Source organism: Herminiimonas sp. NPDC097707, from assembly GCF_044761395.1.
Lineage (GTDB): Bacteria > Pseudomonadota > Gammaproteobacteria > Burkholderiales > Burkholderiaceae_D > Oxalicibacterium.
The window spans coordinates 1,596,632-1,609,576 of the sequence record NZ_JBIWCI010000001.1; the positions used below are offsets into that span (position 1 = coordinate 1,596,632).

At 52.8% G+C, this 12,945-nt stretch carries 13 protein-coding genes and 1 tRNA gene; 7 read left to right on the forward strand and 7 right to left on the reverse strand.

Annotated elements, in window-relative coordinates; all coding sequences use genetic code 11:
- Positions 1-43: 43 nt before the first annotated feature.
- The 3 genes from rluB to ACIQW9_RS07720 form a co-directional block, all read right to left on the reverse strand.
- A complete protein-coding gene (gene rluB, locus ACIQW9_RS07710) occupies positions 44-1,669 on the reverse strand; it encodes a 23S rRNA pseudouridine(2605) synthase RluB (RefSeq protein ID WP_402334999.1) in 1,626 nt (541 codons plus the stop codon).
- The gene (gene scpB / locus ACIQW9_RS07715) at positions 1,647-2,507 is read right to left on the reverse strand and encodes an SMC-Scp complex subunit ScpB (protein WP_402335002.1); all 861 of its coding nucleotides are present in this window, start codon (positions 2,505-2,507) and stop codon (positions 1,647-1,649) included. Before scpB ends, rluB begins: the two co-directional genes overlap by 23 nt.
- 161 nt (positions 2,508-2,668) lie before the next feature.
- Positions 2,669-2,745 (reverse strand) — tRNA-Met (locus tag ACIQW9_RS07720).
- Between the two features lie 138 nt (positions 2,746-2,883).
- Here ACIQW9_RS07720 and ACIQW9_RS07725 point away from each other — a divergent pair.
- Complete coding sequence (locus ACIQW9_RS07725; RefSeq protein ID WP_402335005.1) at positions 2,884-3,471, forward strand: NUDIX hydrolase; 588 nt, start codon at positions 2,884-2,886, stop codon at positions 3,469-3,471.
- Positions 3,472-3,549: 78 nt separating this feature from the next.
- Here the strand turns inward: ACIQW9_RS07725 and ACIQW9_RS07730 are convergent, their stop codons facing one another.
- Positions 3,550-4,752 (reverse strand): ammonium transporter, encoded by a 1,203-nt coding sequence (locus ACIQW9_RS07730; protein WP_402335007.1) that lies wholly within the window; start codon positions 4,750-4,752, stop codon positions 3,550-3,552.
- 181 nt (positions 4,753-4,933) lie between these two features.
- On the opposite strand from ACIQW9_RS07730, the gene aat reads away from it, so the two are divergent.
- The 3 genes from aat (at position 4,934) to ACIQW9_RS07745 (ending at position 7,602) form a co-directional block, all read left to right on the forward strand.
- Positions 4,934-5,665 carry a leucyl/phenylalanyl-tRNA--protein transferase gene (aat, locus tag ACIQW9_RS07735; protein WP_402335009.1) on the forward strand — a complete coding sequence of 244 codons (732 nt, stop codon included), beginning with the start codon at positions 4,934-4,936 and terminating at the stop codon, positions 5,663-5,665.
- A 69-nt stretch (positions 5,666-5,734) separates the two neighbouring features.
- Positions 5,735-6,460 carry an arginyltransferase gene (locus ACIQW9_RS07740; protein ID WP_402335012.1) on the forward strand — a complete coding sequence of 242 codons (726 nt, stop codon included), beginning with the start codon at positions 5,735-5,737 and terminating at the stop codon, positions 6,458-6,460.
- Between the two features lie 98 nt (positions 6,461-6,558).
- Positions 6,559-7,602 (forward strand): quinone-dependent dihydroorotate dehydrogenase, encoded by a 1,044-nt coding sequence (locus ACIQW9_RS07745; RefSeq protein ID WP_402335014.1) that lies wholly within the window; start codon positions 6,559-6,561, stop codon positions 7,600-7,602.
- A gap of 112 nt (positions 7,603-7,714) precedes the next feature.
- On the opposite strand, the gene clpA is transcribed toward ACIQW9_RS07745, so the two are convergent.
- Together clpA and clpS are read right to left on the reverse strand one after the other, a co-directional pair.
- Positions 7,715-10,018 (reverse strand): ATP-dependent Clp protease ATP-binding subunit ClpA, encoded by a 2,304-nt coding sequence (clpA, locus tag ACIQW9_RS07750; protein ID WP_402335017.1) that lies wholly within the window; start codon positions 10,016-10,018, stop codon positions 7,715-7,717.
- Complete coding sequence (clpS, locus tag ACIQW9_RS07755) at positions 10,015-10,323, reverse strand: ATP-dependent Clp protease adapter ClpS (RefSeq protein ID WP_011871837.1); 309 nt, start codon at positions 10,321-10,323, stop codon at positions 10,015-10,017. Before clpS ends, clpA begins: the two co-directional genes overlap by 4 nt.
- A gap of 334 nt (positions 10,324-10,657) precedes the next feature.
- Here clpS and ACIQW9_RS07760 point away from each other — a divergent pair, with 334 nt between their 5' ends.
- The 3 genes from ACIQW9_RS07760 to ACIQW9_RS07770 all read left to right on the forward strand — a co-directional run bounded on the left by ACIQW9_RS07760 (position 10,658) and on the right by ACIQW9_RS07770 (position 12,318).
- The gene (locus ACIQW9_RS07760; protein WP_009665919.1) at positions 10,658-10,861 is read left to right on the forward strand and encodes a cold-shock protein; all 204 of its coding nucleotides are present in this window, start codon (positions 10,658-10,660) and stop codon (positions 10,859-10,861) included.
- A gap of 352 nt (positions 10,862-11,213) precedes the next feature.
- Positions 11,214-11,774: a pseudouridine synthase gene (locus ACIQW9_RS07765; RefSeq protein WP_402335020.1), complete on the forward strand. Its 561-nt coding sequence runs from the start codon at positions 11,214-11,216 to the stop codon at positions 11,772-11,774.
- 88 nt (positions 11,775-11,862) lie between these two features.
- Positions 11,863-12,318 carry a DUF192 domain-containing protein gene (locus tag ACIQW9_RS07770; protein ID WP_402335023.1) on the forward strand — a complete coding sequence of 152 codons (456 nt, stop codon included), beginning with the start codon at positions 11,863-11,865 and terminating at the stop codon, positions 12,316-12,318.
- A 136-nt stretch (positions 12,319-12,454) separates the two neighbouring features.
- On the opposite strand, the gene rpsT is transcribed toward ACIQW9_RS07770, so the two are convergent.
- Entirely contained in the window at positions 12,455-12,718 is a 264-nt protein-coding gene (gene rpsT, locus ACIQW9_RS07775; RefSeq protein WP_011871840.1) for a 30S ribosomal protein S20, read from the reverse strand.
- Positions 12,719-12,945: the final 227 nt, after the last annotated feature.

Consider the following 12,945-nt stretch of genomic DNA (forward strand, 5'->3'; position numbering starts at 1 on the left):
CCCAACAAAGTCTGTCGACTGGCCGTGCGAACGATGTAAAAGATTAAACTTTGGAACGGCGGCGCGGTCCACCCTGACCGCCTTGCGGACCATTGCCACGCGATGGCCCGTTGCCGTTCGGGCCACGATTCGGGCCATTGCTGCGACGCGGCTGCCCCATACCTGGAAAGCCGAGTGAAGTTTGCAAAGGATCAGGCTGGCGACTACGCGGCTGCCCTTGACCTTGGCGACCTCCTGCTGGCTTTCCATTCTGTCCTTGCGGACGGCCTTGTCCGCCGAGATTGCCCCACTGGCTTGGACTGCGCGGCAGTCCCATACCATTATCCACACGCGGCGCACGATTACCATTTTGTCGATCGGCAGGACTATTGCGTCCTTTAGGTGCGCCATCGACAGATTTTTTCTCCAGCCCGCTCATTGCCAGCAAGTCACGCACAGCGTGCTCTTCCATTTCTTCCCAGCGTCCACGCTTGAGATTTTTTGGCAAGGTCAGCGTACCGTATCGCGTACGAATCAGGCGCGAGACGGTCAAGCCTATCGCTTCGAACATGCGGCGCACTTCGCGATTGCGGCCTTCACCGATAGTCACGCGATACCATTTGTTGACGCCTTCGCCACCGCCATCGGCAATTTTGGAGAATTGCGCCAAACCGTCTTCCAGTTCCACGCCTGCCAGCAATTTCTGCCGCATGCCTTCTTCCAGTTCACCCAAGGTACGCACTGCGTATTCGCGGTCAATACCATAGCGTGGGTGCATCAAGCGATTGGCCAGATCACCGGACGTAGTAAACAACAACAAACCTTCGGTATTGAAATCGAGGCGACCAACGGCCAGCCATTTGGCCGCCTTCATCGTCGGCAAACGCTCGAATACCGATGGACGGCCTTCGGGATCGTTGGTACTGACAATTTCACCTGCCGGCTTGTGATACACCAACACGCGCGGCGGCTTGTTGCTTACTTTGCGCTGAATCAGTTTGCCGTTGATACGCACCTGATCAGCCGGCAGAATGCGCTGACCGATATGCGCCGGTTCTCCATTGACCGAAACCCGGCCGGCAATAATCAGCTCTTCCATATCGCGACGCGAACCGAGCCCGGCTTCCGCCAAGACCTTGTGCAATTTTGGCGCATCATCGTCAGCCGTCAAATCGCGACGCACGCTTTTTTGTTCAGGGCGACGCTTACCACCAGCCTTGTCATCGTCACCAGCCAGCGTATCAAATGCTTCCGAGGTAACGAAGGAAAATACGTCATCCGCATCGCCGCCTCTGGAATGCGGCTTGTTGCCGCGATTCGGGCCTGCGCCACTTGATTTCCCACTCGATTTTTGCGGTCCTTTTGCACCAGGCTGACGCTCATCGCGACGCGGGTTGCGCTCTCTGCGCACTTCCCCCGAAACAGGTGCAGGCGCAGCGTGCGCTTCCACTCCTTCTACTGCTGCATTTTGTTCTTCCGGAGCATCATGATTAGCGGGTCCGCTGCGTGGTGCATTACGGGCACGACGCAAAGTGCGTGGGCCGCGCAAACCTCGTTTTACCGGCTTGCCGGCATTATTTTCATCCGGTGCTGCCGCATTTTGTTCAGGCTCTGTACGATCTGCATGCTCTGCTGGCGATGCCTCATTGATCGGTGTATCAGAGGTATTATTTTTCGTTGGACGATTCATTATTCACTTCTTGGTTATCTTGACTTGTGACGTCAACAACCGTCAAGTCGGGCGCCGCATGAGCGGGGATGGTTTCAGATTCAGAAACCGAGGGTGCACTTGTATCCGTTACGGCATCGTCGGCGCTATCTGCAGCGTCAGCGGCGATGGAAAGTTCAGTTATTTCGATATCGGCGGTTTCATTGGCGGCGACAAGGCCTTCAGTCGCCGCAGCATCGGCAAAATCGATTGCGGTTTGATCCAGATGCGCCTGTATTTCCGCTTCCAGTGTTTGCATTTCCAGCAATACATCGCCTTGCATATCGCCTTTCTCTACTTGCTGCAGTGGCGGCAATTGATCGAGAGAGCTGAGGCCGAGATCATCCAGAAAATGCTTGGTCGTGGCAAACAAGGCGGGCCGGCCGGGAACATCACGATGACCGATGGCTTCGATCCAGCCGCGATCTTCCAGCATCTTGATCGTTTGCGAATTAACGGTTACACCGCGAATTTCTTCGATATCGCCGCGCGTGACGGGCTGACGGTAGGTAATGATGGCGAGTGTTTCAAGTGTGGCGCGCGAATACTTGGGCGGTTTTTCCGGATTCAGCCGTTCCAGATAAATTTTCATCTCTGGTCGGCTTTGGAAACGCCAACCAGTCGAAAGACTGACCACTTCGATTCCCTTGTCAGCCCAATCGTCGCGCAATTCATCAAGCATTTGCCTGATTGCATCAGCATCAATCTGGCCGTCTGCATCGCCTTCGACATAAAGCTTCTTCATGTCGTTAATGGACAGTGGCTCGTGAGCGCAGAGTAGCGCCGTTTCGAGGACCTTCTTCGCCTCAGCAATATTCATTTACGATTTTTTTACGACTGTTTAGTTGTAATGTGCAGAAGTTATTCAACGACATGCATCTACTGATGCTGCCCGGTTAGAGAACCAGTTGATATTGCTGTCCGACGCCCGTTTAGAGGAGATGTACTGATGAGCGGGATTATATAAGACTTGTAAGACTTTGGTTGCGGGGGCAGGATTTGAACCTACGACCTTCGGGTTATGAGCCCGACGAGCTGCCAGACTGCTCCACCCCGCGTCTGAAGATATGAAGTATATAGAGTATCTGCGCGCAAAGCAATCTTAATTGCAGATACTTTACTCGGTGATACACTTCTTCACTTGAAACAAGCTCGGCAACACTCCTACACATACGTATTTACACGATTTTATTTCCATGAATTTTTGCTCCGAGTGCGCTCATCCCGTTTCACTATCCATTCCTGCTGGTGACAATCGGCCGCGTTATGTATGCAGTCATTGCGGCGCCATTCATTACCAGAATCCGAAGATGGTGCTGGGGTCGATTCCCGTATGGGATGAGGACGGCGATATGCGCATCCTGTTATGCAAACGCGCCATAGAACCGCGGCGCGGCTACTGGACGCTGCCGGCCGGCTTCATGGAAAATAATGAAACCACGGCCGAAGCCGCCATCCGTGAAACGGTGGAGGAAGCCGGTGCAAACATTCAGCTGCATGAACTGTTTTCACTATTGAATGTGCCGCACGTGCATCAAGTCCATATGTTTTATCGCGCAACCTTGCTGGATCTGGACTATCAGGCAGGCATAGAAAGCATGGAAGTGAAAATGTTTGCCGCCGATGAGATTCCATGGGACGAGATCGCATTCCAAACCGTCAGCCATACATTGAAATTCTTTCTGGCCGACCACGCAGCACGAAAAAATGGCGACACCTATCGCTTCCATACCTACGACATTCTGAAACCCGCGCCCTACCCTGAAGCGCTGAACATCGATTAGTCGTGTCACGCCCGAGGCCAGGATAGCGCGACAGGGTCGTCGCCGTCGTTCATCTACCCTGCCTGCATCAGCAATACGTCACCAGTAAGTTTCTCGCTCCGGCGTCGCACTGACATTGTGTATCGACAAATCTGCGCCATTGAATTCCTGCTCTGCATCCAGCCGCAAACCCATCGTCAGTTTCAGTCCGCCATAGATCAGCGTGCCGCCTGTCAAGGCAATCGCGATTCCCAGCACCGTGCCAAACAATTGCGACATGAACGATACGCCGCCCAAACCGCCAAATGCTTTCAGGCCAAAAATCCCGGCAGCCAAACCGCCCCATGCGCCGCACAAGCCATGCAAAGGCCAGACGCCCAGCACATCATCGATTTTCCATTTGTTTTGCGTCAGGCTGAACATGCCGACAAAGACGAAGCCGGCAATCGCTCCTGTAATAAGCGCACCCAGCGGATGCATGATGTTGGAACCCGCGCATATGGCAACCAATCCCGCAAGCGGGCCGTTATGCACATAACCTGGATCATTTTTCCCCGCCAGGAACGCGGCCAGCGTACCGCCCACCATCGCCATCAATGAGTTGACTGCAACCAGGCCATTCATCTGCTCCATCGTTTGCGCACTCATCACATTGAAGCCGAACCAGCCTATCGTGAGTATCCATGCGCCCAATGCCAGAAAGGGAATGCTGGAAGGCGGATGCGCTGCAATCCCGCCTTCTTTCGTATAACGCCCACGCCGCGCGCCCAGCAACAACACCGCCGGCAAGGCAATCCAGCCACCCACTGCGTGCACGACAATCGAACCGGCAAAATCATGGAAATTTGCGCCAAACGTCGCTTGCAACCATGCCTGCACACCGAAATGCTGATTCCATGCGATGCCTTCAAATAGCGGATAAACCAGGCCCACGATCAGCGCCGTCGCCAGCAGTTGCGGATGAAAGCGCGCACGCTCTGCAATACCGCCGGAAATAATGGCAGGAATGGCCGCTGCAAAGGTCAGCAGAAAGAAGAACTTGACCAGCTCGAAGCCATTGCGCTGCGTCAGCACTTCGGCGTTGCCGAAAAAACTGACGCCATAGGCAACGCTGTACCCAACGAAAAAATAGGCAATCGTCGATACCGCAAAATCGACTAATATTTTGACTAGGGCATTGACTTGATTTTTCTTGCGTACCGTCCCAAGCTCAAGGAAAGCAAAACCTGCGTGCATGGCTAAAACCATAATCGCACCGAGCATGATGAATAATGCGTCAGTGCCATGTTTAAGTGCATCCATGCAAAACCTCCCGATTAATGTGCAGACAAATAAAGTAAGTGCACCACAAGAGCAAAAATCATTCCATTTTGGTGATTTTTCTCAAGTGCATGATTTTAAAAGGTAATTTTTTGCAACCAGGAAAGCTCAGGCATTGCGCACCAAGAGTGCTCACAATAACGAACCAAAACAGGGATATGTCATGATCCCGTGGCTGGAAGCGGACGAACCCTTCCCCAATGTGTCCAGCGCGCTCACCGAGGCCGATGGCGCAGCCGGTTTGCTGGCTGCCGGCGCGGATCTTTCTGCCGAACGCTTGCTGCTCGCTTATCAAAACGGGATATTCCCGTGGTTCTCCGAAGGTCAGCCGATTTTGTGGTGGAGCACCGATCCGCGCATGGTGCTTTTCATTCAGGATTTCAAAATCTCCGCCAGCCTGAAAAAAACGCTGAAGAAAATTGATCACAGCATGATGACCAACGGCCGTTGGCAAATTCGTTTCGATCACGCGTTTGAAGACGTCATGCGGGCCTGCGCGGGGCCTCGCAACGGCGAGGCTGGCACCTGGATATCGGACGACATCATCGCCGGCTATACCCGCCTGCATCGCCTGGGTTATGCGCACTCATCCGAGCTGTGGCTCGATGGCGAGCTGGTTGGCGGCGCATACGGCGTCAGTATCGGCAACATGTTTTATGGTGAATCCATGTTCACACGCGTCACCAACGCCTCAAAAATAGCTCTGGCCTATCTCATACGCTTCCTCGGAAGTCATGGAGTTTCGATGATAGACTGCCAGCAGCAGACAGCCCATCTGGCATCGCTTGGCGCAATGCCGATTTCGCGTGCTGAATTTATTTCCCTTTTGCGACAAGCTATCGCGGCACCACAAATCATGGACTGGAAACCAATTTCCATGTTTGAGGTCAATTAGAAATCATGCTTACATGACAGCGTCTGTCTGATATAAATATAGTCGTCGAATCCGTCCAAGCCTGCCATCATGACGCACCCTAAAGAACTTCCATTTTCCACACTGCAGTTCTATGCCACGGCCCCTTATCCATGCAGCTATCTGGATGACCGCCAGGCACGCTCGCAAGTTGCCACTCCTGCACATTTAATCAACGCCGATGTCTACAGCGAACTGGTCAAGAACGGCTTTCGTCGCAGCGGAATTTTCACCTACCGCCCCCACTGCGATGGCTGCGAGGCATGTACGCCGGTGCGTATCGTGGTCGATCAATTCATACCCAATCGCAGCCAGAGGCGGGCGCAAACCCGGCACAGCGACCTGCAAACTTCGGTGACCAAACTGGTTTATCTGGCTGAACATTACGATCTCTATCTGCGTTATCAGGCAGCCCGACATGCCGGCGGCGGCATGGATCAGGATAGCCGTGAGCAGTACGCGCAATTCCTGCTGCAAAGTAAAGTAAATACCCGATTGGTGGAATTCCGCGAGGACGATGGCACGCTGCGCATGGTCAGCATTATCGACGTGCTGGATGATGGCCTGTCGTCGGTCTATACTTTCTACGATCCTGACGAAGCAAACGCCTCCTACGGCACCTACAACGTACTGTGGCAAATCGAGCAAGCCAGAATGCTGCAAATACCATACGTCTATCTCGGTTACTGGATAGAGGAAAGCCCGAAGATGTCGTACAAGAAAAATTTTCAGCCACTGGAAGCGCTGCGGCAAGGCGAATGGCAGGCACTACCCTAGGCCGTCCCCGCATCTCACGTTAAAATGCGCCATGCAAAACCGACCGCACATACTGCAGTCGGCCTGGCCGTCCTTGACTCACCAACCTGATCGCTACCGTGTCCGAAAAATTCCTCTACGCCCTTGCCCGCCCCTTTTTATTCGCCATTGATCCGGAAGCAGCGCACAACCTCACCTTGCCCGCCTTGCGTCGTGCTGCATCGCTGGGATGGACTTCTGCAATCGCCAAGCCGGAACGCGATCCGCGCACCGTGATGGGCATTACCTTCCCTAATCCGGTCGGTCTGGCCGCCGGACTGGACAAGGATGGTGCTTATATCGATGGCCTGGCGACGCTGGGTTTCGGCTTTATCGAGGTCGGCACCGTGACGCCGCGCGCCCAACCGGGCAATCCCCTGCCGCGCATGTTTCGCCTGCCGCAAGCAAACGCCATCATCAATCGGATGGGATTCAACAACGGCGGCGTCGATGCCTTCGTCTCCAATGTCCAGGCATCGCGGTTTTATCAAAACAAGGAAGGCATACTCGGGCTCAATATCGGCAAGAATGCAGACACGCCTATCGAGCGCGCAGTGGATGACTATCTGATTTGCCTGGAAAAAGTGTATCCGTATGCCAGCTATGTCACTGTCAACATCTCGTCGCCGAACACTAAAAACCTGCGGCAACTGCAAGGCGCATCAGAACTCGATGCGCTACTGGCACAACTGAAAGAAGCGCAGCAGCGGCTTGCAGATCAGCATCAGCGCTACGTCCCGATTGCCTTGAAAATTGCACCGGATATCGATACGGAACAGATCCAGACCATCGCGCAAGCGCTATTACGGCACAAGATGGATGGCGTCATCGCCACCAACACCACGACCAACCGCGAAGCGGTGAAGAACATGAAGCACGCGGAAGAAGCCGGCGGCCTGTCGGGCGCCCCGGTCTTTGCCTCATCCAACGCCGTGATTCGCGCACTGAAGGCAGAACTGGGCGACGCCCTGCCTATCATCGGCGTGGGTGGAATTTTGTCCGGCGCAGACGCACAGGCCAAGATAGACGCCGGCGCGTCGCTGGTACAGCTATACACCGGCCTGATTTATCGCGGCCCGGCCCTGATACGGGAATGTGCAGCCGCACTGCGTACTCCGGCATAAAAGTCGATAGCAGCCTAGCCAACCCGTCGCGGCAGGAATTGTTTGCAGGCCCAATTGAAAAAGCCCGAACCATGATGTGGTTCGGGCTTTTTATTTGGCACCGTTTTCAGTCTTATTCGACTTCTATCGTTTCCTGAGCTGCAGTGGGAGGTGCCGTATCGCCTTCGCTGAAATCCAGTTTGATCTGATCCTTCTCATCCAGATCAACCGTCACCTTGCCGCCCGTCACCAGACGACCGAACAGCAACTCGTCAGCCAGCGCCTTGCGTATCATGTCTTGAATCAGACGTGACATCGGACGCGCGCCCATCAATGGATCAAAGCCTTTCTTGGCGAGGAAAGTGCGAAGATTCTCGGTGAAGATCGCCTCCACTTTTTTCTCGTGCAATTGCTCTTCCAGCTGCATCAGGAATTTATCGACTACGCGCAGAATGATTTCTTCATCCAGCGCACGGAAGCTGATGATGGCATCCAGGCGATTGCGGAACTCAGGCGTAAACATGCGCTTGATATCCGCCATCTCGTCGCCGGCTTCCTTCTTGTCGGTAAAACCGATCGAACGTTTTTGCAAGCTCTCGGCACCGGCATTCGTCGTCATAATGATGATCACATTACGGAAATCCGCCTTGCGACCATTGTTATCCGTCAAGGTGCCGTGATCCATCACCTGCAACAGGATATTGAAAATATCCGGATGCGCTTTTTCAATCTCATCCAGCAGCAGAACCGCATGCGGCTTCTTCGTGATCGCTTCGGTCAGCAAACCGCCCTGGTCAAATCCGACATAGCCCGGAGGCGCACCGATCAAACGACTAACCGCATGGCGCTCCATGTATTCCGACATATCGAAACGTATCAGTTCGATGCCCATGATGAAGGCCAGCTGCTTGGCTGCCTCGGTTTTACCGACCCCGGTAGGACCGGAGAACAGGAAGGAGCCAATCGGCTTGTCGGTTTTACCCAAACCGGCACGCGCAACCTTGATCGCCGAACCAAGCGCTTCCAGCGCCGGATCCTGACCGAACACGACGTTTTTCAAATCGCGTTCGATCGTCTGCAATTTGGATCGATCGTCCTGATTAACCGTTTGCGCAGGAATACGGGCGATCTTCGAAATGATGTCTTCGATCTCGGCCTTGCCTATTGTTTTCTTCTGTTTCGATTTCGGCAGGATGCGTTGTGCAGCGCCAGCCTCATCGATCACATCAATCGCCTTGTCGGGCAAATGACGATCATTAATGAAGCGCGCCGCCAACTCGGCTGCAGAGACCAGGGCCGAAGATGAATACTTCACCCCATGATGTTCTTCAAAACGGGATTTCAAGCCACGCAGAATTTGTATGGTTTGCTCCACCGTAGGTTCGTTCACATCGATCTTCTGGAAACGACGCGACAAGGCATGATCTTTCTCGAACACGCCGCGGAATTCGGTAAACGTCGTCGCACCTATGCACTTCAACTGGCCATTCGACAGAGCCGGCTTGAGCAAATTGGATGCATCCAGCGTACCGCCCGATGCCGAACCTGCACCAATGATGGTGTGAATTTCATCGATGAAAAGAATCCCGTTAGGGTTGTCTTTCAGTTGTTTGAGCACCGCTTTCAAGCGCTGCTCAAAGTCGCCGCGATACTTGGTGCCAGCCAGCAGCGCGCCCATATCCAGCGAATAGACGACCGCGTTTTGCAATACCTCCGGTACCTCGCCTTGCGTGATGCGCCATGCAAGACCTTCGGCGATCGCGGTCTTGCCCACGCCTGCCTCACCCACCAGCAATGGATTGTTCTTGCGGCGACGGCACAAGGTTTGAATCACGCGCTCGACTTCGCCTTCGCGTCCGATCAAGGGATCAATCTTGCCTTCGGTGGCGAGCTTGTTCAGATTCTGCGTGAACTGATCAAGTGCGCTTTCTTTTTGCTGACCTTCTGCAGAAGGCGTGTCTTCCGCACCTTCAGAGCTTTTCTGCACATCGATCTGCTGATCCTTGCGCACGCCGTGGGAAATGAAATTCACCACGTCGAGTCGCGTTACACCCTGCTGGTGCAAATAATAAACGGCATGCGAATCCTTCTCGCCGAAAATGGCAACCAGTACATTCGCACCGGTCACTTCTTTCTTGCCGTTAGAAGCAGATTGGACGTGCATGATCGCACGCTGAATCACGCGCTGAAAACCAAGTGTAGGTTGGGTATCGACTTCTGCCGCGCCAGGTACCGTAGGGGTATTGTCGCCTATGAAATTAGTCAGCGTTTTCCGCAGATCATCGATGTTGACCGCACAGGCACGCAATACTTCGGCTGCTGAAGGATTATCCAGCAAGGCCAGGAGCAGGTGCTCGACGGTAATGAATTCATGGCGCGCCTGTCTCGCTTCGACAAACGCCATATGCAAACTGACTTCTAATTCCTGCGCAATCATACTTCCTCCATCACGCACTGCAGGGGGTGCCCCGCTTTTCGGGCGTGGTTCAAAACCAGCTCAACTTTCGTAGACGCAATATCCTTTGGATACACGCCACAAATACCCTTTCCGTCGCGGTGAACCATGAGCATGATTTGCGTTGCTGTCTCACGATCTTTACTAAAGTATTCCTGAAGAATCATCACGACGAATTCCATCGGCGTGTAATCATCGTTCAGCAATAACACCTGATACATAGACGGCGGCTTGAGTTTTTGCTCTTGCCGCATAAGGACCGTACCATCATCATGCTTAATTGCCATAGGTCTATTCTAATACGTTCGACCGTGTGCACAATGCCCAGAAGAACAGGGATACAAATTAAATTTAATCTTACGCGTTTTCTTCTGAAGACGCAGATGACGATCAAACACAGAAATTCAAGAGCATGTGTTTTAAGCTCATCAAATAAACATACAACAGCACCGCCAAAAATCTTGACTTTTATATTTTTTGCGTAAAGAATGAATCTTATTGACATGCTTGACAACATTAGCTGTCAATATGAAGTGAGCAGGTTTTAGGAGGGGCAACGGTAGTCGAGGCTTCTTTCTTTTGCGGCTCGTGTGATTAAGTCTATATAGAAAGACGCTTTTTATGGCAACAGGTACAGTCAAGTGGTTCAACGATTCTAAAGGCTTCGGCTTTATCACTCCGGATGACGGCGGTGAAGATTTGTTTGCACACTTTTCAGCAATCCAGATGAACGGCTTCAAGACTCTCAAAGAAGGTCAAAAAGTCCAGTTCGAAGTCACGCAAGGCCCTAAAGGCAAGCAAGCTTCCAACATTCAAGCTCCTTAATTCAAGGAGCTTCACGAAAAACCCCGCTCAGGCGGGGTTTTTTTATTGCTAAAGAAATAAAACCGGCACAAGCAAACTTGGAGTACTACTGCCGACGGATCAAAGCGGCAACTCTTTGCATTTACACCATATTGGCGATCATTTCATAGCCGAATCCGGACGCCGACACTTTTGAGCCTGCGATCTGCATTCGATTTCTTACTCAGCCGATTTGCAAAGCCAAGGCCTGCTATGCAGATCAACATGCCGGTTTTGATATCGCATCTTGCAAAATCTCTTTAAGATTCCACCTCATCGCCGTTCGCCATTCCCTTCATCTGGCGCACCCGCACTTTCGACCAAACCATCAACCATGTCTCTGATTCTGTTCAACAAGCCCTTCCAGGTGATGTGCCAATTCTCACCGCATCCGACACGCGCATCGCTGGCCGATTATCTGGACATTCCCGACATTTACCCTGCCGGGCGACTGGATGCAGACAGCGAAGGCTTATTACTGCTGACGGATGACGGCAAACTGCAGCACGCGATCAGCCACCCCGATCACAAACAGACAAAAACCTATCTGGCGCAGGTGGAAGGCATTCCGCAAGCCGAAGCACTAGCGCGATTGCGCGCACCGCTGAATCTGGGTGATTTCATTACCCAAGGGTGCGAGGCAAAGCGGGTACAGGAACCCGATTGGCTATGGCCACGCAATCCGCCGATACGTGAGCGCGCCCAAGTGCCAACCAGCTGGCTCGCCATAACACTGGCAGAAGGCAAGAACCGGCAAGTGCGACGCATGACTGGCGCAGTTGGCCTACCTACCTTGCGACTGATACGGATTGCGATCGGCCCGATTTCCCTGCAGTCGCATCCGCTATTGCCCGGTGAATGGCGCGAAGTGTCTGCGGCAGAGTTGGGGCTTTAAGACATTCAGGACCAGACGCACAAACGCCCGCTTCATTTTTTTCCATTACACTCGTGCTGCATCCCGACCACCTACCCAGACATTACTCATGAATAAATCCCTTTCCACTTGCGCTGCTGCTCTCGCTCTGGCTGCCATATTTTCTACCGGCCCGGCATCGGCGCAGCCGGGCCAGAAATTTCCGGTTATTCCCCTCACTGCCGGCATGCATGTAATCAAGGCCGAAGTGGTCGCTACCGAAGCCGAACGCCAGCAAGGTTTGATGTTTCGCGAAAGCATGGCGCAAAATGAAGGAATGATTTTTCTCTTCGGTGCGCCGGCCGGCGTTTGCATGTGGATGAAGAACACCCTGATCCCGCTCTCCGTCGCCTTTATTGATGACAATGGCAAGATCGTGAATATCGAGAATATGAAACCGCACAGTCTGGAGTCACACTGCTCCAAAAAACCGGTGCGTTATGCGCTGGAAATGAACGAAGGCTGGTTCAAGCAAAAGAACATCAAGCCGGGCAGCACGATTGATGGCTTGCCGAAAGGAAGATAAACAGCAAGGAAGCACCGACTCTTGCAGCAGGATGCTCCCAGAACAAGGGCTCGAACAATAAAAACCCCGCATGATTTGCATCATGCGGGGTTTTTATTACTGATCGCTGCAATTGCTACAGCGACAATAAATTTGCTTAAGCCAGCGCTTTCAAAGCAGCTGCGAGGCGGCTTTTATGACGTGCTGCCTTGTTTTTATGGATGATCTTTTTGTCGGCGATACGATCGATCGTCGAAACAGACGCCAGGAAAACCTGAGCTGCTGCAGTTTTGTCGCCAGCTTCGATTGCTTTGCGAACTGCCTTAACTGCGGTACGCAAGGTCGAACGCTGGCTCGAATTATGAGCGTTTTGTTTGACTGCTTGACGAGCGCGTTTGCGTGCTTGTGCGGTATTTGCCATGAATATTATTTCCTAAAACAGGGTCGACGCGCATTCGCAAACACGCATTAGTGAGACAGAATTCTGTGAAGCCTCGGATTATAGCGGCATTTTGTGAATCAGGCAAATAGATGCTGATCTGTCTCCAAGCTTGTTGCAACAAGTGGTGCCAATGCAACTGACCTTATTATAAAGGCAAGATGCCTTCATTGCCGATTTTCCATTTAAAAATGACCATCGGCACTGCG

Excerpts from the sequence above, each read along its gene's own strand:
- rluB (WP_402334999.1), bottom strand. The coding sequence starts at position 1,669 with ATGAATCGTCCAACGAAAAATAATACCTCTGATACACCGATCAATGAG.
- scpB (WP_402335002.1), bottom strand. The coding sequence starts at position 2,507 with ATGAATATTGCTGAGGCGAAGAAGGTCCTCGAAACGGCGCTACTCTGC.
- ACIQW9_RS07725 (WP_402335005.1), top strand. The coding sequence starts at position 2,884 with ATGAATTTTTGCTCCGAGTGCGCTCATCCCGTTTCACTATCCATTCCT.
- ACIQW9_RS07730 (WP_402335007.1), bottom strand. The coding sequence starts at position 4,752 with ATGGATGCACTTAAACATGGCACTGACGCATTATTCATCATGCTCGGT.
- aat (WP_402335009.1), top strand. The coding sequence starts at position 4,934 with ATGATCCCGTGGCTGGAAGCGGACGAACCCTTCCCCAATGTGTCCAGC.
- ACIQW9_RS07740 (WP_402335012.1), top strand. The coding sequence starts at position 5,735 with ATGACGCACCCTAAAGAACTTCCATTTTCCACACTGCAGTTCTATGCC.
- clpA (WP_402335017.1), bottom strand. The coding sequence starts at position 10,018 with ATGATTGCGCAGGAATTAGAAGTCAGTTTGCATATGGCGTTTGTCGAA.
- clpS (WP_011871837.1), bottom strand. The coding sequence starts at position 10,323 with ATGGCAATTAAGCATGATGATGGTACGGTCCTTATGCGGCAAGAGCAA.
- ACIQW9_RS07760 (WP_009665919.1), top strand. The coding sequence starts at position 10,658 with ATGGCAACAGGTACAGTCAAGTGGTTCAACGATTCTAAAGGCTTCGGC.
- ACIQW9_RS07765 (WP_402335020.1), top strand. The coding sequence starts at position 11,214 with ATGTCTCTGATTCTGTTCAACAAGCCCTTCCAGGTGATGTGCCAATTC.
- ACIQW9_RS07770 (WP_402335023.1), top strand. The coding sequence starts at position 11,863 with ATGAATAAATCCCTTTCCACTTGCGCTGCTGCTCTCGCTCTGGCTGCC.
- rpsT (WP_011871840.1), bottom strand. The coding sequence starts at position 12,718 with ATGGCAAATACCGCACAAGCACGCAAACGCGCTCGTCAAGCAGTCAAA.